Here is a 23,924-nt window from a genome sequence, read left to right on the forward strand (position 1 = left end):
GAAGCGGCCGCCCACAGCGGCCGCAGCCGTTTTGGGGCCGTGCAATCGACTGAACAAAGGAATTCCCGATGTCCGCAACCAACGCCCGCCCAGCCTCCCGTCGCTGGCGCCGCGCCGTGCTGCTGGTGCTGGGCATCGCCCTCTTCCTGGGCTTCGTGGCCCTGGGCACCTGGCAGGTGCAGCGGCGGGTGTGGAAGCTCGACCTCATCGAGCGCGTGGACCAGCGCGTGCACGCTGCCCCCGTGGCCTTGCCCCCGGCCAGCGACTGGCCCGGCATCAACGCCGCGGGGCATGAATACCTGCCTGTCACCCTCACCGGCCACTGGCTGCCCGGCAAGACCGTGCTCACCCAGGCCGTCACCGCCCTGGGCTCGGGCTACTGGGTCATCAGCGCGCTGCAGCAGGCCGACGGCACCCAGGTGCTGGTCAACCGCGGCTTCATCCCGCAAGACCAGCGCGCAGAGTGGGCCAGCAAGTCGGACAGCGCCGCCCCCGCCACCGTGCAGGGCCTCATCCGCATCACCGAGCCCAAGGGCGGCTTCTTGCGCAGCAACGATCCCGCCGAGCAGCGCTGGTTCTCGCGCGACGTGGCGGCCATCGCCCAGGCGCTGCAGTTGCCCCGCGCCGCGCCCTTCTTCATCGACGCTGGCCTGCCCACGCGCGGCGTGACAAACCCGACCGCCGAGGCGGTGGAAGTGGCCGGCACCGCCGCCACCACGGCAGGCACCACCTGGCCGCGCGCGGGGCTCACCACCATCCGCTTTGCCAACAGCCATGCGGTGTACGCCCTCACCTGGTACGGCCTGGCGCTGATGGTGCTGGGCGCGGGCTGGTTCGTGGTGCGCTACGAGCGGCGCCGGGCCTCCCAAGCAGGGTACTAAACTCAAGCCATGCCCCTTCTACGCATCGCCAAGAGCGCCGAGTTCTTGCGCAACCCGCGCGCTGCCGATGCCGCCGCCGGCATCAAGAACCTGCAGCAGCTTATTCAGCTGCGCTGGATGGCCGTCATCGGCCAGGTCTTCACCATCGAGGTGGCGCACCACAGCCTGCGCCTGACCATCCCCCTGCACCAGATGCTGATGGTGGTGGGCTGCCTGGCCGTGTTCAACGTGGTCAGCCTGCTGCGCCTGCGCACGGGGGTGCAGGTGCGCAACGTGGAGCTGTTTCTGGCCCTGCTGGTGGACGTGGCCGTGCTCACCACCCAGCTGTATTTGAGCGGCGGCACCAGCAACCCCTTTGTCTTTTTGTACCTGCTGCAGATCGCGCTGGGCGCCATCTTGCTGCGCGGTGCCTATATCTGGAGCATGGTGGTCATCACCACCGTGTGCTTTTGCGTGCTGGCCACCCACCACCTGCCGCTGGAGCTGCCGCAGGACCTGCACCAGGGCCTGTCGAGCCTGTACGTCATTGGCCTCTTGGTGTGCTTCGTGCTCAACGCGATTTTGGTGGTGGTGTTCATCACCCGCATCAGCCTGAACCTGCGCGAGCGCGACGCCCGCCTGGCCGCCGCGCGCCGGCGCCGGGTGGAAGAAGAGCACATCGTGCGCATGGGCCTGCTCGCATCGGGCGCCGCGCACGAGCTGGGCACACCGCTGTCCACCCTGGCCGTGATTTTGGGCGACTGGCAGCACGACCAGGAGCTGATGGGCGACGAAGTGCTGCGCGAGGACATCGAAGAAATGCGCACCCAGGTGCAGCGCTGCAAGAGCATCGTCAGCGGCATCTTGCTGTCGGCCGGCGAGGCGCGCGGCGAAGAGTCGGCCCAGACCACCGTGCGCACCTTTGTTGACGCCCTGGCCGAAGAGTGGCGCACCACGCGGTCGATACCCGCGTTTTCGTACCGCAACGACTTTGGCGACGACACGCCCATGGTGTCGGACACCACGTTGAAGCAGATGGTTTTCAATGTGCTGGACAATGCACGCGACGCCTCGCCCCAGTGGGTGGAACTGCTCATCACCCGCGACGACAAGGCCGAAGTGCCCGCCCTGTGTATCACCGTCAACGACGCAGGCCCCGGCTTTGCACCCGGCATGCTGGACCACTTGGGCGAGCCCTACCAGTCCACCAAGCAGCGCCCCGGCAGCGGCCTGGGCCTGTACCTGGTGGTCAACGTGGCGCGCACCCTGGGCGGCAGCGTCACGGCCCGCAACCGCGCCCCCGAGGGCGGGGCCGAAGTGAGCATACGCCTGCCCCTGGCAGCAGTGGCGATGCCGCGCGGCCACCGGCCGGTGTGATGGCCACGGATTGGCGTGCGCTGGATGGATTGGCTGGATTGGCTGGATTGGCTAGACAACCAGACCAACAAGCAGCTTTTGTAGCCAGTCAAAGTTGAATTCGTACTAGTACAAAACCCGAGCCCAACCGCCATGGACGAAATCACCACCGCCAGCAGCAGCAACAGCCCCGCAGCAGACCCATCCTCCAAGGATGCCAAGGAAAAGCCCCAGCTGCTCATCGTCGAAGACGACGAGGCCTTTGCCCGCACCCTGGCCCGCTCGTTCGAGCGCCGCGGCTACCGCGTGCTCCAGGCCGCCAGCCTGCCCGAGGTGGAGGCATTGCTCACCCAGCACACCCCCGGCTACGCCGTGGTGGACTTGAAGCTCAAGGGCGACGCATCCGGTTTAGCCTGCGTGCAAAAGCTGCACGCCGCCAGCGAAGCCATGCTCATCGTCGTGCTCACCGGCTTCGCCAGCATCGCCACCGCCGTGGAGGCCGTGAAGCTGGGCGCCTGCCACTACCTGGCCAAGCCGTCGAACACCGACGACATCGAGGCCGCGTTTGGTTTGAAGGCGGGGGACACCGAGGTGGATGTGACCAACCGCTCCAGCTCGCTCAAGACGCTGGAGTGGGAGCGCATTCACGAGGTGCTGGCGGAGACGGGGTTCAATATCTCGGAGACTGCGCGGAGGCTGGGGATGCACCGGAGGACATTGGCGCGGAAGTTGGAGAAGCAGCAGGTGAGTTAATCACAGCAGCGCAGGGTGGTGAAATCGATAGACTCTGCCGCGCTCGTTTAACACGCGGAGGCGCTCAAGCGCATTTGAATCACTGAGACCCTTCTTTCGCAATGATGCATAAAGGAGGTAGAACTCTGTTTCGATGTCAGCAGCAAAAATCCCCGGATCATCGGAACCTAGGCAAACCATGATTTCTGGATCGCCCTCCTCGATATGGCCAGGGATACGCATCCAGCGCAACGAATGATGCTCGTCAATGTGGTGGTATTGGCTAATCCGGACATTGCTGGACGGTAGTGTTTCTATGAGCACGCCCCGTTTCGCCACTTGCTGCATCAGTGCTTGTTGTAGCCGAACATAACTTTCGCCATCTAAGAAGTCGGCCTCTTTGGAGATGAACTCGTTCGCTCGCTTCTGAACATCAGGATCGCTCAACCACTCCCAGAGTAGGTTGACGGCCTGCGGCTGTTCCTCACATGCAAAGCGGACGCTTTCAAACTCCTCACGCCAATGTTCGCTCAAAGGCTCTTGATGAGCATCCTCCGTATTGATCCGGTAGCGCATGAGGTCAAGCCGGCTCAAATCACGAAGCGCCATAGCGCGCTCCAGATCAGGTACGGTCACGGTCCGCCGAAAGATCCTATGTGCTACGTCCTCCAATTCACGCTGGAGGCGATGCACACATGCTTGCATTTCTGGAACGTCACGAAGCAATTGCCATGCAGCTAACACGCCAGTCATCCATTCGCCGCGAGGCAGCGTTAGTGATGCGGGCATGCGTCCAAGCCATAAGCGGGGATTGATTCCCATGGCGGTGCCGTGCCCAATTCGGTCGCCGCCCTGTAAGTCCAGAAACTCCAGTGCTTCCCACATGGTGGCAATACCAGAGAGCAGATGACGAAAATCTTCGCCAGCATGATATGTGCGTCGCGTCAGCCCAGCTCTATGGCATACACGGAACACCGGGGCGAACACATCTGGCGGTGCGTGTAGCTCATTGGCGGCCGCATCCACGCCCCGAACCCAGGTTTGCAGCTTGGGCCAACGCGCAAGAACTAAGAGCAGCACACCCGCAACCCTGCGCAATTGAACGTCTAGAGGATAGTGCCGGTACGGTCCAGCCTTCTCCTTTTCCTTTGGAGGCCAATCCTGCTTAATGAAATGAGCAACCAGTGTCAGCCGATGAATGCTGCGGTGCGTGCCAGTCCGCATGTCTAGACATCGATCAAGCTCATTTAGCAGGGCTGAGAGAGAGCGGGGAATCCTACTAGATTATCTACTCGCGGCACCAGCATCGCGTAAATAATTTAGATATCCTCCTAGAATGGCGTGAAAAATCCGACAGGCCTTCAAAGGGTCGCCCTTAGGCGCGAAACGCCCCTCCAGGTATCCGACTTTGCTCGTCGTAGAGCGAGACCCGTGCATCGCATGAAAGCGTGATCGGTAATCCTTTTCAGCAGGCTCGCGGAGTTCAGTCAGGGTGAACTTCTGAAACTGATCAAAGCCGTACTGAGCCTCGCTTTGGACTAGCAAACGGTAATACTCGTTTTGTAGAAGCAAATAGGCATGAAGCATCCGCGACAACTGAACGCTAGGGCGTTGTCGAAGTTGGGCAAGAAGTCCAGCCATCCAAGTAAGTTCATCCGTTACATCAGGCATATGGCGCCATGATGGAGTAGTCAGTCGTAGCCCGATAGACCACTCATCCTCGGCCAAGCCATCTAAACTTTGATAGCACTCGGGCAGTTGCGCACCTGGAACTACTGTGTCCTCAGCGGCCGCGACCAGCCAGGCGCGAAGTCGGCCCGCAACCCGCAGGTGCTGTTGAAATATCAGCGGCGTCAACTCTGGGTTCGCCTGCCGCACCAGTTCACGCACTCGATCTGAATTCGCGTTTCGGGTCCAAGCAGCGACAAAGTCCCGGGTTTCTGCCCGCTGGTCACGAATCGCGCGCAGCCAGCAAATCTCAGCATGTGTGCTCCCATTCAGATGCAGATGGGTCTCGTGCAAACCCTCGCGCTCCACGTAGTCGGCCAACGACGCTTCTTCGGACCGCAGCAAAGGCATGACTTGACGTCCCCACGGAGCTGTAGCCCCCTCTTGCCAATCATGCTCCGAGGATGATCTGGTTGGTCCATACCGCCCTGCACCAAAGACTACGTCTGCGAAAGCCTGAATTGGCGCAGATGAGAGTCGACTGACAACACCCTGCTGCCATGCGCCAAGATTCTTACCTTGAACGCGTACCTCGCCATGCCGCAACACCAAGTATTCGTCAATCAAGGCTTGAAGCGCGGTAAGGACAATGCAACTACGAGGTTTCTGCTGCGCCTTAAGGAATCGCCATGCTGAATCAAACACATGATCCGGGAAGCGCGCAGCCCATGGTTGGTAGGCGAGATAGGCCGGCTCCCGCAAATTGTCCCAGTCCAGTTGCTCTACAAATGGCGTCGTCCAAGACAGGCGCAAGACCCGATGGTCAGACAACAACAGCGTTGAGAGAAGCGAACTGATAGAGGCAGCCTGGGCACTCATGATTCGGTACCTGGGCCTGAATCGCTAACTCCTGCATTGGTCGAATTCGATCGACTTGTCCTCCTTCCGACCGTTGATGCCTCCCCCGGAATAGAGACTTTTTCTATTAGATTAAATACCCTGGCGGAACAGAGTAGGCCTTCTATTTCACCAATTAAGACGCCTTTTGGAAACATTGGCTTCAGCGCATTGGCATATCCTTTTTCCTTTTCTAGCAATCCAAGAAGTAGGGGACATGTCGCCATCATGGCAGTAAAAGGGAAATCTTGCCTTTGAGGCTTCACAGCGTTCATTTTATCTATGAAACTTTTTGCCGATTTTCGAGGATTATTTCTATCAATCCTCCATGCATCTACTGGACTGACAGAAGAACGTGGCATATGATGCTCCGCCTCTTCCACTAAAAATGCGTTGATAATGCAGAGCGAAAAAATCTCCATCAGCGTACCGAATTTAGCACTTTTTAATTCGTGAGCAGCGTTATGCAGGCTGAAATAAATTCTAGTCCAGACCTTGCCCAAAAAAATTGCAGATGGTAAGGTTGTTTCGGATAGATCATTTACATCGCCCAACCATTTCTTAACTTTACCCCAGAGCAATTCACGGCTTTTCTGAATATTTTCAGAATCATCGCTGTCGTTTTCGCTCTCATCCACCTCGACTTCCGTACTACCTTTGAGGGACCAACTGGGCGCTGAAACAGTTAGCATCGGATAGGCTCGGGCAAATACTGTGTGCGCCGTATCGTCATTTTGGTGGCTCCCAGAAATCAATTTCTCAGCAAGTCCAAGAATGGCAAAAATAGACCCATAGGTCCTCGAACTTGTGTCACTGACAACTTTAAGCATGCCCAGAGCAAACACAGGCAGAGGTTGATTTGGTGCGGCTATTTTTTTGATAACGGTGCTGGCAGCCAATTCCCCTGTTCGCCCCTTAGTACTACCTCGCAATCCGACTACTCCCGGAAGTACGACACTGCCTTTGTAGTTCTTGCTGTACGGCAGCGCGATAACTGCGGTGGCGCGCCGCGCCCAATCGAGGCTATCTTCTCCACGGCCAACGCCCATGTAAGAGGTGAACCGAGCATCTGGCTCCAATGATCGCGATGAGTCACCCGCAATTAGGTCAGGTTTCGCTAACGAATATAGGGATACACTGCCTGGCCCACGCAAGAGATATCGAAGCGCCGTCCCTGGCTTTTGGGCGCAGAAATTCGGCACTTCTCCTGCGAGGGCCGCAAAACAAGCTTTGATACTCTGATCCCCTGACATGGGCCGCAGATATGGTGCTGTGTCTAGGTCCCCTTCTTGTAGCGAGAGGTCGAAAACCGCTTGGGTCAAGGCAGGCAACTCCCCGGCGCCAATGGCGTCGGTGTCTATCGAGTGCTTGTAAAGACTGGTCAGTGCAAGCGCCTGCAGCGAGCGGCTGAGTTCACGGGTCAGCTCTGGGGACCAATTCAACGAGTCTAATTTTTTGGACTTCAAATTGCCGAGATGTGGTGCACACCGTTCCATGACCTGCAACACACTTCGCAGCGGCTGTTTGAGTAGAAACTCGGTATACAGGGCAATGTCGGATTGGGTCTTGACACGCAGGCCATGATTGACCAGAGCGCCCACCATCTCCTTCACACTAAACTGCGCGTCCCAAATTTGATGAGTAACTTGGCATTTGTCATGAGACATGACATTCCAAAGGGGTTGCAAGTGCATGCGTCGACGGATAGGGAAGAGCTTGAGCAGGTATTGCTCTTCCAAGTGGTCGATCATGCGAAGGTATTGGGCCGACCGATCCCCCTGCGCTGAACGCCGCTGAAGATCGAGGGCAGCCTCAGGCCTGCCGGCGACCGTCTTGCCGAAGCGCTGCCGCATGAGAAGCGAGTAGAGTTCCAAGTCACCAGTTACCAGCACCATCACGCGCGGAGTGTCCAAGTACTTCCGAATGCATTCCAGCAGAGGAACTGCGAGCGTAGAGTCCGTATCTGCGTCATCGAAGCCCAAAATGAGAGCCTTCACCCCAAGGATGCGGCAGGCCAAATCGAAAAGACGGTGCAACCCCTCTCTCAGCTTTATGCTGTCGCTCGCGCGCTCCAAACCCCAATCGAGGAATATCTCTGGATCCAGGTCGTTGAGGGGATGGAAGTCTTTGGCGAAGAGGCTCAAGCCGCCAGCGACTCCTCTGAACGCTTGGCGCCATTCATCTCGAACTAAGTCATCATCTAGGCGGCGATTTCCTTTGATTGCGGAATCTACATGCTTGCGAAGTGCCTGCAAGATGACAAGCAAGGGAATCTCGCCATCTTCAATCCGACTGGGATCAATCACATCGAAGAACACAATTCGGCCCTTGATTTCGTCGTCCGAATCTAGAGCTTGCTTGACCGAACTCAAGAAAGTCGACTTGCCCGCACCCCGGGAACCGTCAATGAACTGAGTCCAGCCACTGCCGAATGGGTACCTGTTGGGCCGCTCTGCGGTCGACGAAAGGCTGTCGAGGTGGCTTGTAATCTGCTGCCGAAGCGATTGATAGTGCCTAACCTGGACCAGCTGATTGGTGGGGAGTGCTTTAGTGCTGTCTCCTTGATCGAGATGAATTAGTACGTCAAGGCGACTCGTGTCTAGCGAAGGTTGGGTCAAGCTGGTATCTCCCTTTGTTTAATTTTTCTCTTTGCATTCGGACTATTCGAACAATTCATGTGCCGTCCTGCAAGTCGACTTTCCCTCAAAGTTAGCACAGCATGTACCGCAGGCATTCATGCCTGCAGCCCAGAGGCAAACTCGGGCTTACAGAAACGGACCTATCAGGCCCTACCGCGCCGGCACCCCACCCTGCCACTGCCCCCAGTTCCGCACGATGTGGTCCACCACCCGCGTGCCCACCAGCGCCACGTTTTCCACCGTCTCCGCAAAGCCCCCAGCTGTTTCGCCCGGCGCCGGGTCCAGGTGCTGCAGCGTGGTTTCCTTGGGGTTGCCCTGGTCAAAATTGACCGCCCCGCGCAGGCTCATCAGGCGGTCGGTGCCGTGGGTGCGCTTGACCACCAGGGCAATGGCGGCGGCCTCCATTTCGGTGATCACGTAGTCATCGGCCCCGTAGAGCTTGGCGATGTACTGGGCCTGCTTGGACATGCCGGGGCCGTGGAAAAACGTGTCGCCGGTCATGTGGGTGCCAGTGATGACGCTGGGGCCGCGGCGGGCGGCCTCGTCGGGGTAGCGCTGGCGATAGACGCGGGCGCCTTCTGAGTCCTTGAGCGGCACGTCGACGCTGAGGTTCATGGCCCAGTCGACCAGCAGGGGGTTCAGCTGAAAGCGGCGGTATTCCTCGTAGCCCTTGCGCGGCATGAAGGTGGGCTCGCCGGCCTTGTTTTCCTCAGGCGCCCAGCGGTGGCCCAGGTCATAGTCCACCAGCCAGGTGCCCCAGCTCACGTCGCCAATGGTGCCCCGCTGCGGCGGCGTGCCGGCCACGCCGGAGATCACGTAGTACGCCTGCGCAAAATCAAACTTCGGGTTCAGCAGAATGGCCTGCATGGACGACGACGAGTTGACCTTGCCCATGCCCAGCACGGCGCCGCACACGCCGTCGGCGTTGCAGTACACGGGGCCCAGTGCCCCCGGCACGGTGATGGGGGTGGCGTCTTTCCAATACCGCTCGTACCAGTGCTGGAACTCACCCGCACGGTCGCCGGTGTTCTTGCCGATTTCGAACATGGCGGCGACGAAGACCTTGACGCGGATGGGTGCGGTGCTGGTTGTTGCAGAGGGCGACGTCGCGCAGCCGGAAATGGACAGCGCAGCAAGGGCCAGCAACAGCCAGCGCGCAGGGTGGAAAGACGGGTTGAAGAGCATTGAAAACACCTTGGCGAGAGAAAGGAAAGCGGCTGTGTGCCATGCTGGCCAACACAAGCCAACGGCACCGCAAGAACTGCGCCATTTTGCGCCCCGAACTCGCCCGCCAACAATCAACCGATACCAGCGCACGGCAGGCTCATTTCACCAGCGGCCGCCAATCCAATCGAGTCTTGTCAACGCGCGTCAGTGGCTGCCCCAGCTCCGATGAGGTGCCGCACCGAAATTGGCGTCTGGCCTGGGTTGAAAGGCCGCGTTCGGGTCGATCAATGCACGCACTTCACCGTCGTTGAATCCGAAGGATAAAAGAACGTCGCCCGTGTGCTCGCCCACGAGAGGCGCTCTTGCGCGCCGGGTTGGACTCTGGTCATTGAAGTGAATTGAGGTTCTCGATCTCTCGGACGCCGGCAAAAGAGGCCCTTGCTGGAGGTCATCGTGATTTCATGATCTGATCCATGAAGGCGCGTCAAACAACTGCCTGCATCAATCCAGCTTGACCATCCGAAATCGTGTGTCCACCTACCGCCCCATTGCCTTTGAGCGCTCTGGCCGGATGAAATCGTCCACTCGCAGAGGGCTGCTTCTGCCTGATGGCTTCATCCAAGCGTCCTCGGCGGCATGGTGCAGGTGGGTGCCGTTGTCCAGAGCAAGCGGCAGTACGTTGGCAAGAGCGACGGCGGGCTCTTTAGGGCAACCGACCCGTGCGCGCTGGAATGAATGCTTTCGTTAGAAGATCCGCTGAATGATGAATCTAACGCGGTCTACCGTTTGTGGCGTTGGCAGGATCAGTTGCAATGAAATGACGTCTCCTACGACAAAGTCCTTCAGCATTTCGCCATCCAGTTGCGTGGTGGGATCGCCGCCGAGATTGCCGTTGCTGGCGAAGGTATATGGCACGCCATTGCGCGCTACATGGGTCTCCGTTCCAACGGGAATGCTCATTCTCATTCGAAATGAGTAGGCGATTCTGTAATGGCCGGCTGCCGTGATGGTGGTGTTCGTACCGTCACTGGTCATGCCGATCGAAGTGGGCGGAAAGACGATGGTGTTGGTCCCCGCGCTGACAACGAAAGGAGTTGACAATTGCAGGCTGGTGTAGGTTGCAGCGAATGCGCCTGTCGGCCCGGTGGGACCTGTCGGCCCTGTCGCCCCCGTGGGACCGGCAGGGCCTGTGGCACCCGTCGGCCCTGCAAGGCCCGCTGCTCCTGCGGGTCCAGCCGGCCCTGCAGGGCCCACGCCTCCCCCGCCTGACGAGCCAGATGCCCCGGCAGGGCCGGGAGGGCCTGCCGGGCCACGCGGGCCTGCAATGCTGCGTCCCACCGAGGTGTCTGCGATGTCTGTGACCGTGAACACGGAGGCGCTGCCGGCCTTGGGCATCAGGGTCAGGTCGTAATAGAGCAGCATGCCGTCTGCCCCGACGATGGCCAGGGCCGGCAATACCAGCCTGGAATTGGCAAAGCTGGCAGGCAGCCCGGGGGCGTCATTGACGGTCAGCGCCCGAAAATCCGCAATGGTCAATTCCGAACCGACCTGCAGTTTCTCGCCCGGTTTGCCACGGAAGGTGACATTGAACGCCCCGGCCCCCGGGATGTTGACGGTCGAGGCCGACAAAAGGCCGTCTGTGGTGGAGTAAATGGAATTTGCAGACGCCAGAGAAGCTGCAGCAGCCCCCATTGCAAATGCCAGGAGCGCAGCCCGGCCGATTTTTTGTAGCTTCATAAATTCCCCTGGATGTGCCGCGGCCAGATCGTCCACGGCGTGCGGGCGATGTTACGAAGGGTTGCCAAGAATGTCTGTCCTCTAACTAGATGACAAATGCCGAAAATGCACTGATCGTTTGGCCAGTGAAGCGCCCGACGCCTGGTGGCTCCCGATGCAAAGCATTCGTGATGGACGTTGGCGTTGGCGCCCTGCTGGATCAGCCATTGCCGTTGCGATGCCCCTCGACACTTACCCTGGAGGGCATGGTGCAGCGGGGTGCGCGCCAGGTCGTCAAGGTGCCGAGGCCGAGGCCGTGGCCACCGGCGGCCTGCGGTCGGCGGTCAGCGGGCGGTTCACCTCTTGCGTGCCGGCAACAGCGCCAGCGCGGTGGGCTCCCTGGTCTGCACGCTCCTTCAGGGCAAGCCCTAATGCACATGAATTAATTCAAGTGCATTATTCACTCCATGACGCCTGCCCTTGCCACGCCAGCAGACCCTTTGGCTATATCCCCCGCTGACCCCCAGGCCACCCGTACCCGCCTGATCGAAGAGGCCATGCAGCTCATGGCGCGCGAGGGGATGAACGCCGTGTCGCTGCGGCGCATCGTGATCGCGGCGGGGGCGCAGAACCCTTCTGCACTGCACTACCACTTTGGTGGGCGCGATGAGTTGATCGAAGCGATCACCAACTTCCTGCAGCAATGGCTGGAGCCGCGGGCCTGTGCTCGGCTGCAGGCGCTGGCCGACCAGCCGGGCTACACCGTGCGCGACGTGGTGGAAGCAGCCTTTGGCCCCGTGATCGCCATGTTGAGCGAGCCAGCGCTGGGGCGCGATGCGGTCAACTTCATCGGGCGGCTGGGGTGGGACTATGGCGAAAAGGGGCAGGAAATATCGGCCGCCCTGCACCGCCGCACGCTGGAGCTGACCTTGGCGCGGCTGCAAACACTGATGCCCGCCGTGGGGCGCGAGACGATCCAGTTTCGGCTGCTGCTGACCATGAACGCCGTGTACTACGGCATCTCGTACCGCAGCTACATGCGGCGCTCGCCCTTTGGCGCCATGGAACTTTCCATGCCCGGCAACGAAGCGCGAGAGCAAGAAGAATTCCTCGACTACCTGGAGGCCGGGCTACTGAAGTGACCACTTACCCGGCCTGAGCGAGCCCCCTTTCCCCACCCACGGCGCACTGCGCCGCAACGGATCAAACCCGCGTGTGTGCTGCCCCGGCAACGCACCTGCAGCGCCAGCTTGCGCCCATTTTTTACCCACCACTTCACCCAACCATCAAGGAGACAAGCATGCAAAAGAACAAAAGAGATATCGGCAACAACCACACCGGCGTGCCCCTGCGCCGCACTCTGCTGAGCCTGACCCTGGCCGCTGCGCTCACGGCCTGCGGCGGTGGCGGGCAGGCGCTGGTGGACGGTGGTGGCACCACGGGCGAGTTCACCATCAGCACGCACGAGCTGGCCAGCCGCGCCAAGGCGGCGCGCACGCCGGGCACGGCAGGCATCACGGTGGCAGCGGGCAGCAAGCTGGCCACGCAGTTCGGCGCGGCGGGGCCGGATTTGAACCGGGTGCGCTACACGCGCTACGGGCTGGCGGCCAACGCGGGCAAGCCGGTGGATGCGGTGCTGGTGGCCATGCCGGGCACTCTGGCGGCGTCGCACAGCTACCTCATCCTGGCCGAGAACCTGGTGCGCCGCATGTGGGCCGACCACCAGGCGGTGGTGGAGGTGTGGGGGGTGGACCGCCGGTCCGTGGCGCTGCAGGACATGGAGGGTCTGCAGATTGCCGAGCGCGAACGCGATGCGGCGCTGGGCCTGAATTATTTGTACGGCGGCGAGCTGGGGCTGCCGCTGCCGGCCCAACTGGCGCGGCGCGCGGTGTTCCACGAAAGCCGCGAGATCCCCTTCCTCGCGGACTGGACGCCGCAGGTGCATTCGCTGGACCTGGATGCGGTGGTAAGCGCAGCGCACACGGTGGCGCGCGATGGCAATGTGTTTTTGGGCGGGCATTCGGCCGGCACGGGCTTTGTGGCGCGCTATGCGGCCACGGACTTCAACCTCACGGGCACGGGGCCTGCGCAGCCGGGCTACGCCAAGCTCAAGGGGCTGGTGCTGTTCGAGGGCCCCGGCGGTGCGCTGGCAACGGCTGCAGCCACGGCGGCGCAGCTCGATGCGGTGGTGCGCGCGGCCGATGGCGGGCTGTATGCGGCGGTGGCCTCGGGTACGGAGCCGGGCTTTGTGTCGCGCCCTGGCCTCACACCGCGTGTGAGCGCATCGACCGAGATCGCAGGCATGCAGATGGCCTTTGAGGGCACCATCAACGGCACGCAGGCGTTGCTGCAGGCAGACCAGGGGGGGGTGGCGGGCAACAACGTGTACAACCGCGTGGCGGACTTCACCAAGCGCGACTTTGCCGTGACGGCGGGCGCGGCCATCGGCACTTTCATGGACGACGACAACCTGCAGCGCACGGTGTTCTATTCCGTATCGATGGGCGCCCTGGGCCCTGCGCGTGCCGATGGCCTGCGCACCTGGCTGGACAATACGGACCCGCTGCCGCCATCGGCCTTGCGCGACTTTGGCCCGCAGCCGGCCACGCTGGTGGCCAACCCGCCCGCCTGGGGCAAGGAGGTGGAGCCCACCAACCTCAAGCGCATGTCGCGCGCGCTGTTTGTGGGCAACACCACCTACAGCGACTGGTACTACCCCAGCTCGGGCCTGCTGCTCGCCAATGCCGAAGGCAGCGGCGGCGCCAACCTGGGGCTGGATACCAGCGCCCTGTCGCTGCCCACCAGCCAGGGCGGGCGCGGCCGGGCCGACATCGTGAACCAGACGCAGGCCAGGAAGATCGACATCCCCGTCATCGCGTTTGGCGGCACGAATGGGCTCACGCCCGTGGCCGGCATCTGGCGCGGCTTTGCCGAGGCGATTGCGCCCTGCGCCGCAGCCAGCTGCAAGGCCGGCATGGCGCGCACGCCCGCCGGCCAGCCCACACTGGTGGCCAACCGCCAGTACGGCGGGGTGGAAGGCGGCTTTGAGGTGCACATGAGCGAGGGCTACTCGCACGTGGACATCGTGACGGCCGACGACGATGCGACCAACAACGTGATCCGGCCGCTGGCCGCGTTCATGAAGCGCAACGCGAGCGCCGGGGGTGCCAAGTGATGCGCAGCAGTGGCCTTGCCGCCGCAGCGCTGCTGGCCCTGGGCGGCCTGGGCGCCACGGCCCAAGCGGCAGAGCCCGCCGCGCTGGACTGCCTGGGCCCGGTGCAGCACGAATCGCCCGCCCCCGGCTCGGCCGAGTGGAAGCAGCGCGATGCCGACAACATGGCCTGCGCACGCCAGCGCATCGACGATTTTGCGCAGCAGCCCGCCGCGCTGTTCACACCGGGCAAGACGCCCGCGCTCGACGCCTACCGCAACCCGGCCAGCCATGCCGACAAGCGCTTTCGGTACACGGAGGCGAGCACACCATCTTCAGCATCGGGCAAGCCGATCGCGGTGGAGATCTACCGGCCCTGCGCCGCAGGCACCTGCACGGGCATGCCGGCAGGGCTCAAGACCTTCGAGCCGCCCTACCCTGCGGTGGTGATCGTGCACGGGGGCTACAGCTCCAAACGGCTGCACCGCTCGGCCGCGCAGATGCTGGCCGAGGCGGGATACATGACGATTGCTTTGGAAACCACTGCCCCCATGGGCACGCACGGCCCCGATGCGCAGAGCGTGGTGGACTGGGTTTTGGCCACGCCATCCGCCCCGCTGGCTGGCGGTGCCTTCCCGCACGGGAAGGAGCTGGACGCGCGCATGGTGGGTATTGCGGGCCACTCGCAAGGCGGCAGCACGGCCAGCCTGATCGGCCAGGCGGACAAGCGCATCAGCGCCATCGTGGCATGGGACAACCTCACCGCGCTGAAGACCGGCTGGGTCGACAAGATCGGCATGGACCCACCGGCGGAGGTTGCCATCCGCACGCCGGCTCTGGGCATTGGGGCGGACTACTACTTCAAGGTGACGCCCACGGCGGAAGCACCCGAGCCCGCCAAGACCAACACCCAGGGCGGCCGGGGGCGCGGCGCCGAGCCCCACCCCAAGGACCTGGGCTACCAGGAGCTCAAGGGTGCCGGGGTGGACACCATGCTGGTGGTGCTGCGCGCGGGCACGCACCTGGACTTTTCGCTCTTCGGCGGGCCGGCCAGCCGCTATGGCGAGTCGGTGATCAACTACTACACACTGGCCTGGTTCGACCGCTACCTGAAGGGCGCGCACGACCCGGCGCTGGCAGCCGATGCGTTCCGGCGGCTCACGACGCCAACCTTCGACGACTCGGCCGACCGACACAACATCAGCCAGGGGCTGTACGACAAGGCGGCGGCAGGGGATTCGGTGCTGAAGGGCAACCGGCCCTACCTGGTGGGCGGCACACCGGTGCGCGACCGGCTGTCGTTCTACTTTGCATCGCGCTGTGCGATCACCAAGCCAGGCAGCGCGGTGCGGGTGGGGTCGGAGGACATGCGGGCGGCGGGGTGCCGGTGAGCATCGACCGTGCACCGCTGCTATTGGCCTGAACTGGCGCCTTGCCGCACCGCCTCCCTGCCAGCCAGCAGGTCCACAAACGCGCGCACCTTGGCAGGGCGAAACCGCGCTGCGGGGAACACCGCGTGGATGCCGCCCGAGGGCAGCTCCCACTGCGGCAGCACCTGGATGAGGCGGCCGGTGGCAAGGTGGTCTGCAATCGCATAGTCAGGCAGTACGGAGAGCCCTGCGCCCTGGCACACGGCTTCGCGCACGGCCAGGGTGGCATCGAGAAAGATGGATGCCTGCATGGTCACCGCCTGGCGTTCGGCCCCGTCGCGCGCGAAATCCCACCGCAGGTTGTCGCGCAAGGCGGTGTTGGCCACGAAGGGCAGCCCCGCCAGCTCGCCCGGCTGCGTGAGCGTTGCAACCTGCCGTGCCATGGCAGGCGGCGCCACCAGCAGTTGCCTGAATGCGCCGATCTTGCGGGCCTGCAGGCCTGTCTCGGCCAGCCAGCCGACGCGTATGGCCAGCTCGATGTTGCCGGTCATGAGGTTCAGCATCTGGTCGCTCATGATGGCGTCGACCTTGCAGGCGGGATAGCGCTGCATGAAGGCCACGATGGCCGGAACGACGATGCCCACGCCATAGTCGAACGGCGCGGTGAGCCGCAGCGTGCCCGATGGCTCTGCCGATGACTCGGCCAGTTCGCCAAAGGCGTCTTCGGCCTCGTGCAGGATGGATGCGCAGCGCAGGTAGAAGGCCTGCCCGGCCTCGGTGGGCTGCACCTTGCGCGTGGTGCGCACCAGCAGCGAGGTGCGAAACTCGCTCTCCAGCCGGGCCACCTGCTGGCTGACCACGGCCTTGGTGATGCCCAGCCGCTCGGCCGCGGCGGTGAAAGAACCCGTCTCCACCACCGCCACGAAGTAGGCCAGCCGCCGCAGGTTGCCCAGCCCGCCCAGGCTGTTGTCGGCCTTATTGTATGTTGTTAGCATACATTGTGTTTAGCATGTATGTATTTCAGAGTCAATCATTAGTGCCTACCATGGGCCCAGCGCATATCCACCGGGCCCGCCACGGCCTGAAAAAGGAACCGCGCCAAGCTGCAATCAGTGATCCACAATGCAACCGCCGCGGGCGTCGCGATGGTTGATTTTCAGGAGTGAAACGCCATGGCCGATACGACCCAATTGACGTGGAAACATTTCCCCGCTGGCGAGCACGGATTCTTCCGCGCGCCGGTGCTCATCTCTGGCGCGAGCGATGCCGTGCTGATCGACGGCGGCTTCACGCTGCCCGATGGCAAGGCGCTGGCCGAGGCCATCAAGGCCAGCGGCAAGAAGCTCACGACCATCTACATCAGCCAGAGCGATCCGGACTATTACTTCAGTCTGGGGCCCATCAAGGCGGCCTTCCCGGATGCCAGGGTGATCGCTGCGTCGGCCACCATTGCCGCCATCAAGGCCAATGTGGAAAAGAAGCTGGCCACCTGGGGCCCGCAGCTCAAGGACAACGGCCCGCAGGCGCTGGCAGACATCGTGATGCCAGAGGCCTTTGACGGGCCAAGCCTCAGCCTGGAAGGCAACGCCATCGACATCGCCAACGCCGACGGCCTGGCCAATCGCCGCTATATCTGGGTGCCGTCGCTCAACGCCGTCTTTGGCGGGGTGCTGGTGTTCTCTGGCGTGCATGTGTGGACGGCAGACACGCAGGGCGCCGATGCGCGCGCCGCGTGGATCAGCAACCTCGACGCCATGGCCGCACGCCAGCCGGCGGTGGTGGTGCCAGGGCACATGGCGGTCACTGCCGCGGCCGATGCATCGGCACTTGCCTACACCCGCGACTACCTGCTGGCCTTTGAGCAAGAGCTGGCCAAGGCGGCCGACAGCGCCGCCCTGATCGCCGCCATGACGCAGCGGTACCCGGACGCCGGCATGGGCGTGGCGCTGCAGATCGGTGCCAAGGTGGCCACCGGCGAAATGAAGTGGGGCTGAAGCCATGACGACACAACCTATCGACATCGTGCGCGCGCACTACGCCGCGTCGGCCCAGGGCAATGTGCAGGAGATGATGGCCAACGTGTCGCCCCAGGTGCGCTGGACCGAGATGGCCGGGTTTCCGTGCGCGGGCACCTGGGTGGGGCCGCAGGCGGTGGCCGAGAACGTGTTTGCCGTGCTGGGCCGGGACTGGATCGGCTACCGGTTCGAGCTGCAAACCCTGATCGATGCGGGCGACCAGGTCATCGGGGTGGGCACCTACCACGGCAGCTTTCGCGCCACGGGCAAGGCAATGCAGGCGCGGGTGGCCCATGTGTGGAAGGTGCAGAACGGCCAGATCGTGGCCTTCGAGCAATTCACCGACACGCTGCTGGTGCGCCAGGCAATGGGCAACGCGCCGTAAGAAACTTTGCCGGTCTGGCCAAGTCCACCACCTGCATGCGGCTGCCACGGCAGGCCCATGCAGGCACCACCATCGCAACCATTCACATCACCATGCACCATTCAAAACTGCTCGCCATCGCCGCGCTGGCCATCACCCTCGGGCTGCCGGCATTCGCCCAGACGCCCGTCAGCCCGACCACGGACCAGGCGGCGCAGCTCGCCAGCAGCGACCCCAAGATCGCTGCCAACAAGCGCCTGGTGTATGACTTCTGGCGTGAGGTCTTTGAGTCGGGCCAGGTGAGTTCGGTAGAGAAATACGTGGCCGAGGGCTACGTCCAGCACAACCCCAACGTGCCCAACGGCCGGGCCGCGCTGGTTGGCTTCATTTCAAGCCGGCATGCAAGCCCCAAGCCGGTGGAGGACCGGATCAAGGCTCCCCTGGTTTCGATCACGGCCGAGCGTGATCTGGTGACGCTCAACTTCGTGCGCGAGTACCCCGATCCGAAGGATGCATCGAAGAAGTACACGACCACCTGGTTCGACATGTTCCGCATCGAGAACGGGAAGATCGTGGAGCACTGGGATTCGGCCCTGCGTCAGTAAGGCCAAGCCGGCGCGTGGCATGTGCGGTGGGTGTTGCCCGCTGAGGTGATGGGTGCAGCAAACGCCTGTACGGCCCAGGTCAGTGACAATGGCACCCCTTTCTCCCGGACATGCCTGTGCACAATTCGCCCACCCCGCCAAAGCCGCCTGCGCGCAGCTGGGCCCACGCCCGGATCACGGCCACCGCCGAGCAGCGGCGCGTGCTGGATTCGACGGCGCCGGCCATCATCATCAGCGCGCTGGCGGGCACGGGCAAGACGACCACGCTGTGCATGAAGGCCTGCAACCTGCTGGCCAGCCTGCAGGGCCAGCGCGAGGCGGCGCCACCGCGCATCTTGGTGCTGGCGTACTCGCGCGCAGGGGTCACGGCGATACGTGACCGCATGCTGCAGCTGCACGGCGCCGTGCCGCGCAGCATGGAGGTGCTGACCATGGAGCAGCTGTGCGAGCAGGTGCTCAAGGAACAGGGCGACCCGGTGGAGAAGCTCGACGACCCGGTGCGGCGGCGCTTTCTCATATTGCAGGCGCAAGAGGCCTTGTGGCTGGAGCTGGAGCGCAACAGTGACAGTGGTGGCGGCAGCGATGGCATCGACGATGCCCTGCTGGGGCAGAACGTGGACATCGATGCCTTTCTGGCGTTCGAGGCGCTGGCCAAGAAGCGGCTGCTGGCGCGCGAGGTGGAAGACTCGGGCCTGGACCTGCGTGCTTTTTGCGAAGACCGCGACCTGGACTATGGCCTGTGCCGCCTGTACGGGCAGTACGAGCGCATGCGCGTGGGCATGAACCACGAGCCGCGCTTCTATGCCGAGGGTGACTGCACCTTCGAGCTGTGCCGCCAGCTGGGCGCACTGGACTGGGACCAGCCTTTTGAATGGCTGCAAGAGCGCTACAGCGCCGTGCTGTTCGACGAGCTGCACGACCTGGACGAGGGCGCGCTGATGGTGCTGCGCAAGCTGGTGCAGGGCAACAATGGCTTCTTCGTGGGCGCGGGGGATTTCAACCAGCACATCCACGAGGGCTCGTTCTCGGTGTTCGGCGGTGGCATGGAGCGCGTGCGCGAATGCCTGCCGGCCGACACGCAGGTGCTGAGCATCAACACCACGCGCCGCTTCGGTGCCGATATCTGCGCGGCGCTGAACCCGCTGTTCGGCGTGGAATTTGCGCCGGTGGCGGGCAGCTCGGACGCGTTTGCCCACCTCACCTACGACAGCGACGAGCACTGCGCCGCGCAGCTGGTGGAGCTGCATGGGCAGATCGTCAACGGCTGGGGCGCTCTGCAGGAGAGCAAGGGCGACAAGGGCGCACAGCACAACAGTTCGCTGAATGTGGTGCTGCGCAACCCGCAGGACAGCATCCTGCTCGAATGGGTGTTTGGCCACGAGGGCGTGCACTATGGCTGCCAGGGCATGAGCCCCTTCTACCTGCGCCGCGAGGTGGCGCTGGCGCTGGCGTTGATGTGGGCGCTGCAGGGCGATGATGGCCACGAGCGCTACCTGACCCCGGGCATCGTGGGCGCCGCCGTGGAGGGCCTGCTGCACTATGGCCGCCGCACGGCGCGCAGCGGCGCGGCCGACGTGGACCTGCTGGCCCAGGGCCAGTTCGACAACGCGGGCTGGACCGACCTGCCCGGCGCCGACGAGGGCAGCAAGCTGGCCGCCACGCTGCACAGCGGCGCCGCGCGCATGCGCCGCTACATCGCGCACGGCACGCTGAACCCGAATGCGCCCGAACTCAACGATGCCTGCGCCGAGATCATGGCCCTGCCCGCTGCGGCGCGGGCCGCCGTGCTGGCCGATGCCGGCACGTTCTGCCAGCACCCGCTGGTGCGGCGCATCTTTGCCGATGCGCCCATCAACGGCACGGAGCGCAGCGCCTGCCTGGCCAGCCTGCAAAGCCTGACCCACCTGGCGCATGGCCTGCCGGTGGCGGAGTTGCTGGGTCGCCTCACCTTGCTGGTGACGACGAGCATCGCCATGCACCAAAGCCAAGAGCCCATCAGCCTGCGCCTCTTGAGCGTGGACGCCTGCAAGGGGCGCGAGTTCACCTTCGTGGCCGTGCCCTTCGTGGAGCGCGGGCGCTTCCCAGGCCCCGCATCGCACCAGGAGGCCTACCGCGAGCGCAACATGCTCTACGTGGCCACCACGCGCGCGCGGGCGGCGCTGTGGGTGCTGGAAAGCGCGGCCAAGCCGGTATTTCCAGGGCCGGTTTAGGCCGAGCCGTCGCGGCCCATTCGCAGTGCGCCTTCGCCATCATGCGAGGCGAAGCCGTGCCACGCCAGCGCGTCCGCCACCATGTAGGTGCCCAGCGCCAGCAACCCCACCATCAGGCAGCGCCGAAACCACACCGCCGACAGGCGCTGGCGGATGCGGGTGCCCAGGGCCATGCCCAGTAGCGCGGGCAGCAGCATCCAGGCCGAGAGCACGAGGGCGGATGCCGGGTAGCTGGCGTTGAGCGCCAGGCCGCCCGCCAGCGCGATGGTGGACACGGTGAAGCAGATGCCCATGGCCTGCACCAGTGCGTCCCTTTGGAGGCCGAGTGCCTGGAGGTAAGGAACCGCAGGCACCACGAAGACGCCGGTGGCGGCAGTGACCCAGCCGGTGGCAAAGCCCACCAGGGGCGACAGCCAGCGCTCGGCCCGGGGCGGCACCGCCAGGCGCGCGCCCACCAGGCCCCAGCAACCATAGGCAATGAGCGCCACGCCCAACAGCGCGCGCGACCAGGCACCGGCCGGCGCCCCCAGCACCCAGGCCCCGAGCCAGGTGCCCGCGCAGATGCCCAGCTGCATGCCGCCCAGGCGGCGCAGCAGCGGCCCCAGTGCGGCCCAGGGGCGCAGTTGCCACAGGTTGGTGATCAGCGATGGCATGACCAGCAGCGCCGCAGCTTCGGCCGGTGCCATCAGCATCGCCAGCAGGGCCATCGACACGGTGGGCAGCCCCAGGCCGACGATGCCCTTGACACCGCCGGCCACCAGAAAGACGATGACCGCGCCCGCCAGCCAGGCCCAGGAGCCCCCACCGAACAGGCCGGCCGTCATGGCTGCCGCCCCGCCCGCAGGCCCTGGCATGTAGGACAATTTTGAAATTGTGCTGGATTCATCGCGGACATTCCCTCGGCGGCCCGCACGGTGCAGCAGGCCATGGCCGCCATTCTTGGCAAGGCGGGCGCGCCTGAAAATGCGGAATGCGGCGCACCCAGCCTCAGGCTGGGCCGAAGGCCGTTGTGGTACGTTGTGGCCCATGCGCTTTGACCTGACCGACCTGCGGCTGTTTCTGAACGTGCACGAGGCCGGCACCATCACCGGCGGTGCAGAGCGCAGCCACATGGCGCTGGCCTCGGCCAGCGAGCGCATACGCGGCATGGAAGACGCGCTGGGTGTGCCCCTGCTGCTGCGCGAGCAGCGCGGCGTGCAGCCCACGCCCGCGGGCCACACTCTGCTGCACCACGCACGGCTGGTGCTGCAGCAGATGGAGCAGCTGCGCGGCGACCTGGGCGAGTACGGCGCGGGCCTGGCGGGCCATGTGCGCGTGCTGTGCAACAGCTCGGCGCTCAGCGAATACCTGCCGCAGGCGATAGCGGGCTTTCTGGCGCGGCACCCGCGCATTTCGGTGGATGTGGACGAGCGCTCCAGCCAGGAGGTGGCCGATGCGGTGCGCGCGGGCCTGTGCGACATGGGGCTGGTGTCCGACGCGGTGGACCTGGAAGGCCTGGCCACGCAGGTGCTGCGGCCCGACCCGCTGGTGCTGGTGGTGCCGCAGGGGCACGAACTGGCCGCGCGCCGCAGCGTGGCGCTGGCCGAGGTGGCGCACCTGGACTTCATCGGCCTGGCCGAAGGCAGCGCGCTGCAGGCCCTGGTGGTGCGCCACGCCCAGCGCCAGGGCCAGCGGCTGCGCTACCGGGTGCGGCTGCGCCAGTTCGAGGCGGTGTGCCAACTGGTCGGCCTGGGGGTGGGCGTGGGCATACTGCCCCGCGCGGCGGCGATGCGCCACGCCCGCGCGCAGCGCGTGAAGGCCGTGCGCCTGACCGATGCCTGGGCCGACCGGCAATTGGTGCTGTGCCTGCGCAAGCTGGAAGATTTGCCACAGCATGCGCAGCAGTTGGTGCACCATTTGCTGCCCGTTGCCCAACTCTGAGAAGATGGGTGCCATGCTGCTGCAAAGCCCCCGTCTTGAGACCGCCCCACCCTCTTTCACACCCGCACCATGAGCTACGACCTTCGTGTTTGGGAACCCCCGGCCGGCCAGGCCCCGCCGACCTCGTACGAGGAAGCCCTGCGCAACTGGTTCGGGCTGGAGCTGCTGGAGCCCGGGCCCAACCCGAAGTTCGCGGCCTTGGCCGCGCAGATGGCAGCCTACAAGGACTGCGGCGAGGCGCCCTGGGACGGCGATCCGGTCAACGATGCGAAAAACTGCCGCAAGGCCGTGTGGACGTTTTCCCTGCCCGCCGAGAACCGCATGAAGCTGCTGGGCGCCGTGGTGAAGCGGGCCAACGCGCTGGGCCTGACGGTGTTGGACGACCAAGTGGGCCTGGCGCTGGTGGCGCCCAATCGCGTGCTGCCGCCGGAGCGCACCGACTTCTGGACACAGGCGATGCGGGTGCTGGAGAACGCGCCCCTGGACTCGGCCACGCCCACGCCCGCACCGGCCTCCACGCCCGCCGCCGCACCCGCGCGTGCGCCCCTGTCCATGGCGCTTGCGTCGGCGCGCGACGAGATGCGCTCGGTGCTCTCGTCGATGCTGCCCCAGCACGGATTCATATCACCCCGGCAGGCGATCGAGGTGCCGTACTACCACGCCCAGGCGGAGGCGACGTATTTTCGGCCCACCCCGGCGGGTGGGCAGGGCGTCACGCTGCTGACGTCGAACACTAACCACCTGCCGTGCCTGACCATCGACGTGAATGTGTTCAGTGAAGAAATCGCCAACATCCTCAGGGCCGTCTTTCCCGAGCATGACGAGATGTATTTCCGGCGCCAGCTGAATTTCTATGTCGGGATTTTTCAGGACACCTATGCCTATTTCCCCATCAAGGGTTCGGCAGACCTGCAGCGCATGGTGAAAGAGGTGCAAGACCCGGTGGGGCCCATTCTGGAGATGACCCGCACGCCGCAGGGCATGCACGCCATCATGTCGGGCACCACCGTTTTCCCGCTTCCTGGCAATCCTCTGGGCCACAAGACGCTGGCGGAGCACGCGCAGAAGAACTTCGGCTACGCCGCGCTGGTCAGCGCCTGGCTGTATGGCGGCGACCAGTTCCAGGAGGTGGCCCAACAGAAGCGAGCGAATGAAGAGCGCACGGCGCCCCCCGCCATGAAGAAAGAAATGGTGCAGCGGGTCGACCGGCTGCTGGCGTACCTGCGTGCGCAGGTGCAGCGCAAGGCATAGGAG

Annotated in this window: 19 protein-coding genes; 12 read left to right on the forward strand and 7 right to left on the reverse strand. The window is 63.9% G+C overall.

Annotation, left to right across the window (positions count from 1 at the left end; all coding sequences use genetic code 11):
- Positions 1–68 precede the first annotated feature (68 nt).
- From ACSQ9E_RS20295 to ACSQ9E_RS20305, 3 genes are all read left to right on the forward strand, one after another.
- Complete coding sequence (locus tag ACSQ9E_RS20295; RefSeq protein ID WP_436218987.1) at positions 69–881, forward strand: SURF1 family protein; 813 nt, start codon at positions 69–71, stop codon at positions 879–881.
- A gap of 9 nt (positions 882–890) precedes the next feature.
- A complete protein-coding gene (locus tag ACSQ9E_RS20300; RefSeq protein ID WP_428001990.1) occupies positions 891–2,237 on the forward strand; it encodes an ATP-binding protein in 1,347 nt (448 codons plus the stop codon).
- Positions 2,238–2,369: 132 nt separating this feature from the next.
- Positions 2,370–2,969 (forward strand): response regulator transcription factor, encoded by a 600-nt coding sequence (locus ACSQ9E_RS20305; RefSeq protein WP_436218988.1) that lies wholly within the window; start codon positions 2,370–2,372, stop codon positions 2,967–2,969.
- Here the strand turns inward: ACSQ9E_RS20305 and ACSQ9E_RS20310 are convergent, their stop codons facing one another.
- From ACSQ9E_RS20310 to ACSQ9E_RS20330, 5 genes are all read right to left on the reverse strand, one after another.
- Positions 2,970–4,172 (reverse strand): hypothetical protein, encoded by a 1,203-nt coding sequence (locus tag ACSQ9E_RS20310; RefSeq protein ID WP_436218989.1) that lies wholly within the window; start codon positions 4,170–4,172, stop codon positions 2,970–2,972.
- Between the two features lie 60 nt (positions 4,173–4,232).
- A complete protein-coding gene (locus ACSQ9E_RS20315; protein ID WP_436218990.1) occupies positions 4,233–5,495 on the reverse strand; it encodes a hypothetical protein in 1,263 nt (420 codons plus the stop codon).
- Positions 5,492–8,131: a hypothetical protein gene (locus ACSQ9E_RS20320; protein WP_436218991.1), complete on the reverse strand. Its 2,640-nt coding sequence runs from the start codon at positions 8,129–8,131 to the stop codon at positions 5,492–5,494. Before ACSQ9E_RS20320 ends, ACSQ9E_RS20315 begins: the two co-directional genes overlap by 4 nt.
- A gap of 171 nt (positions 8,132–8,302) precedes the next feature.
- Positions 8,303–9,337, reverse strand: coding sequence for a purine-nucleoside phosphorylase (locus ACSQ9E_RS20325; RefSeq protein WP_436218992.1), 1,035 nt, complete (start codon positions 9,335–9,337; stop codon positions 8,303–8,305).
- Between the two features lie 726 nt (positions 9,338–10,063).
- Positions 10,064–11,092, reverse strand: coding sequence for a hypothetical protein (locus ACSQ9E_RS20330; protein WP_436218993.1), 1,029 nt, complete (start codon positions 11,090–11,092; stop codon positions 10,064–10,066).
- A gap of 410 nt (positions 11,093–11,502) precedes the next feature.
- On the opposite strand from ACSQ9E_RS20330, the gene ACSQ9E_RS20335 reads away from it, so the two are divergent.
- The 3 genes from ACSQ9E_RS20335 to ACSQ9E_RS20345 all read left to right on the forward strand — a co-directional run bounded on the left by ACSQ9E_RS20335 (position 11,503) and on the right by ACSQ9E_RS20345 (position 15,577).
- Positions 11,503–12,177, forward strand: a complete 675-nt coding sequence (locus ACSQ9E_RS20335; protein WP_436218994.1) for a TetR family transcriptional regulator — start codon at positions 11,503–11,505, stop codon at positions 12,175–12,177.
- A gap of 158 nt (positions 12,178–12,335) precedes the next feature.
- Positions 12,336–14,210 carry a hypothetical protein gene (locus ACSQ9E_RS20340; protein ID WP_436218995.1) on the forward strand — a complete coding sequence of 625 codons (1,875 nt, stop codon included), beginning with the start codon at positions 12,336–12,338 and terminating at the stop codon, positions 14,208–14,210.
- Complete coding sequence (locus ACSQ9E_RS20345) at positions 14,210–15,577, forward strand: alpha/beta hydrolase family protein (protein ID WP_436218996.1); 1,368 nt, start codon at positions 14,210–14,212, stop codon at positions 15,575–15,577. The genes ACSQ9E_RS20340 and ACSQ9E_RS20345 overlap by 1 nt, the downstream gene beginning before the upstream one ends.
- 20 nt (positions 15,578–15,597) lie before the next feature.
- Here the strand turns inward: ACSQ9E_RS20345 and ACSQ9E_RS20350 are convergent, their stop codons facing one another.
- Entirely contained in the window at positions 15,598–16,551 is a 954-nt protein-coding gene (locus ACSQ9E_RS20350) for a LysR family transcriptional regulator (RefSeq protein ID WP_436218997.1), read from the reverse strand.
- A gap of 177 nt (positions 16,552–16,728) precedes the next feature.
- On the opposite strand from ACSQ9E_RS20350, the gene ACSQ9E_RS20355 reads away from it, so the two are divergent.
- The 4 genes from ACSQ9E_RS20355 (at position 16,729) to ACSQ9E_RS20370 (ending at position 20,750) form a co-directional block, all read left to right on the forward strand.
- Positions 16,729–17,550 (forward strand): MBL fold metallo-hydrolase, encoded by an 822-nt coding sequence (locus ACSQ9E_RS20355; RefSeq protein WP_436218998.1) that lies wholly within the window; start codon positions 16,729–16,731, stop codon positions 17,548–17,550.
- Between the two features lie 4 nt (positions 17,551–17,554).
- Positions 17,555–17,956, forward strand: coding sequence for a nuclear transport factor 2 family protein (locus tag ACSQ9E_RS20360; RefSeq protein ID WP_436218999.1), 402 nt, complete (start codon positions 17,555–17,557; stop codon positions 17,954–17,956).
- Between the two features lie 92 nt (positions 17,957–18,048).
- Positions 18,049–18,540, forward strand: a complete 492-nt coding sequence (locus tag ACSQ9E_RS20365) for a nuclear transport factor 2 family protein (RefSeq protein ID WP_436219000.1) — start codon at positions 18,049–18,051, stop codon at positions 18,538–18,540.
- Positions 18,541–18,650: 110 nt separating this feature from the next.
- The gene (locus ACSQ9E_RS20370) at positions 18,651–20,750 is read left to right on the forward strand and encodes a UvrD-helicase domain-containing protein (protein ID WP_436219001.1); all 2,100 of its coding nucleotides are present in this window, start codon (positions 18,651–18,653) and stop codon (positions 20,748–20,750) included.
- Here the strand turns inward: ACSQ9E_RS20370 and ACSQ9E_RS20375 are convergent.
- Positions 20,747–21,574, reverse strand: coding sequence for a sulfite exporter TauE/SafE family protein (locus tag ACSQ9E_RS20375; RefSeq protein ID WP_436220242.1), 828 nt, complete (start codon positions 21,572–21,574; stop codon positions 20,747–20,749). The two genes, ACSQ9E_RS20370 and ACSQ9E_RS20375, sit on opposite strands and share 4 nt — an antisense overlap.
- A 202-nt stretch (positions 21,575–21,776) precedes the next feature.
- Between ACSQ9E_RS20375 and ACSQ9E_RS20380 the strand changes: the two genes are divergently transcribed.
- Both ACSQ9E_RS20380 and ACSQ9E_RS20385 read left to right on the forward strand, forming a co-directional pair.
- Positions 21,777–22,670: a LysR substrate-binding domain-containing protein gene (locus ACSQ9E_RS20380; protein WP_436219002.1), complete on the forward strand. Its 894-nt coding sequence runs from the start codon at positions 21,777–21,779 to the stop codon at positions 22,668–22,670.
- A gap of 69 nt (positions 22,671–22,739) precedes the next feature.
- Positions 22,740–23,921 (forward strand): hypothetical protein, encoded by a 1,182-nt coding sequence (locus ACSQ9E_RS20385; RefSeq protein WP_436219003.1) that lies wholly within the window; start codon positions 22,740–22,742, stop codon positions 23,919–23,921.
- Positions 23,922–23,924: the final 3 nt, after the last annotated feature.

Source organism: Acidovorax sp. LjRoot118, assembly GCF_964253575.1.
Lineage (GTDB): Bacteria > Pseudomonadota > Gammaproteobacteria > Burkholderiales > Burkholderiaceae_C > Acidovorax.

What these genes read in the sequence shown, in the direction of transcription:
- ACSQ9E_RS20295 (WP_436218987.1), top strand. Translation starts at nt 69, where the DNA reads ATGTCCGCAACCAACGCCCGCCCAGCCTCCCGTCGCTGGCGCCGCGCC.
- ACSQ9E_RS20300 (WP_428001990.1), top strand. Translation starts at nt 891, where the DNA reads ATGCCCCTTCTACGCATCGCCAAGAGCGCCGAGTTCTTGCGCAACCCG.
- ACSQ9E_RS20305 (WP_436218988.1), top strand. Translation starts at nt 2,370, where the DNA reads ATGGACGAAATCACCACCGCCAGCAGCAGCAACAGCCCCGCAGCAGAC.
- ACSQ9E_RS20310 (WP_436218989.1), bottom strand. Translation starts at nt 4,172, where the DNA reads ATGCGGACTGGCACGCACCGCAGCATTCATCGGCTGACACTGGTTGCT.
- ACSQ9E_RS20315 (WP_436218990.1), bottom strand. Translation starts at nt 5,495, where the DNA reads ATGAGTGCCCAGGCTGCCTCTATCAGTTCGCTTCTCTCAACGCTGTTG.
- ACSQ9E_RS20325 (WP_436218992.1), bottom strand. Translation starts at nt 9,337, where the DNA reads ATGCTCTTCAACCCGTCTTTCCACCCTGCGCGCTGGCTGTTGCTGGCC.
- ACSQ9E_RS20335 (WP_436218994.1), top strand. Translation starts at nt 11,503, where the DNA reads ATGACGCCTGCCCTTGCCACGCCAGCAGACCCTTTGGCTATATCCCCC.
- ACSQ9E_RS20340 (WP_436218995.1), top strand. Translation starts at nt 12,336, where the DNA reads ATGCAAAAGAACAAAAGAGATATCGGCAACAACCACACCGGCGTGCCC.
- ACSQ9E_RS20345 (WP_436218996.1), top strand. Translation starts at nt 14,210, where the DNA reads ATGCGCAGCAGTGGCCTTGCCGCCGCAGCGCTGCTGGCCCTGGGCGGC.
- ACSQ9E_RS20350 (WP_436218997.1), bottom strand. Translation starts at nt 16,551, where the DNA reads ATGCTAACAACATACAATAAGGCCGACAACAGCCTGGGCGGGCTGGGC.
- ACSQ9E_RS20355 (WP_436218998.1), top strand. Translation starts at nt 16,729, where the DNA reads ATGGCCGATACGACCCAATTGACGTGGAAACATTTCCCCGCTGGCGAG.
- ACSQ9E_RS20360 (WP_436218999.1), top strand. Translation starts at nt 17,555, where the DNA reads ATGACGACACAACCTATCGACATCGTGCGCGCGCACTACGCCGCGTCG.
- ACSQ9E_RS20365 (WP_436219000.1), top strand. Translation starts at nt 18,049, where the DNA reads ATGCACCATTCAAAACTGCTCGCCATCGCCGCGCTGGCCATCACCCTC.
- ACSQ9E_RS20370 (WP_436219001.1), top strand. Translation starts at nt 18,651, where the DNA reads ATGCCTGTGCACAATTCGCCCACCCCGCCAAAGCCGCCTGCGCGCAGC.
- ACSQ9E_RS20375 (WP_436220242.1), bottom strand. Translation starts at nt 21,574, where the DNA reads ATGACGGCCGGCCTGTTCGGTGGGGGCTCCTGGGCCTGGCTGGCGGGC.
- ACSQ9E_RS20380 (WP_436219002.1), top strand. Translation starts at nt 21,777, where the DNA reads ATGCGCTTTGACCTGACCGACCTGCGGCTGTTTCTGAACGTGCACGAG.
- ACSQ9E_RS20385 (WP_436219003.1), top strand. Translation starts at nt 22,740, where the DNA reads ATGAGCTACGACCTTCGTGTTTGGGAACCCCCGGCCGGCCAGGCCCCG.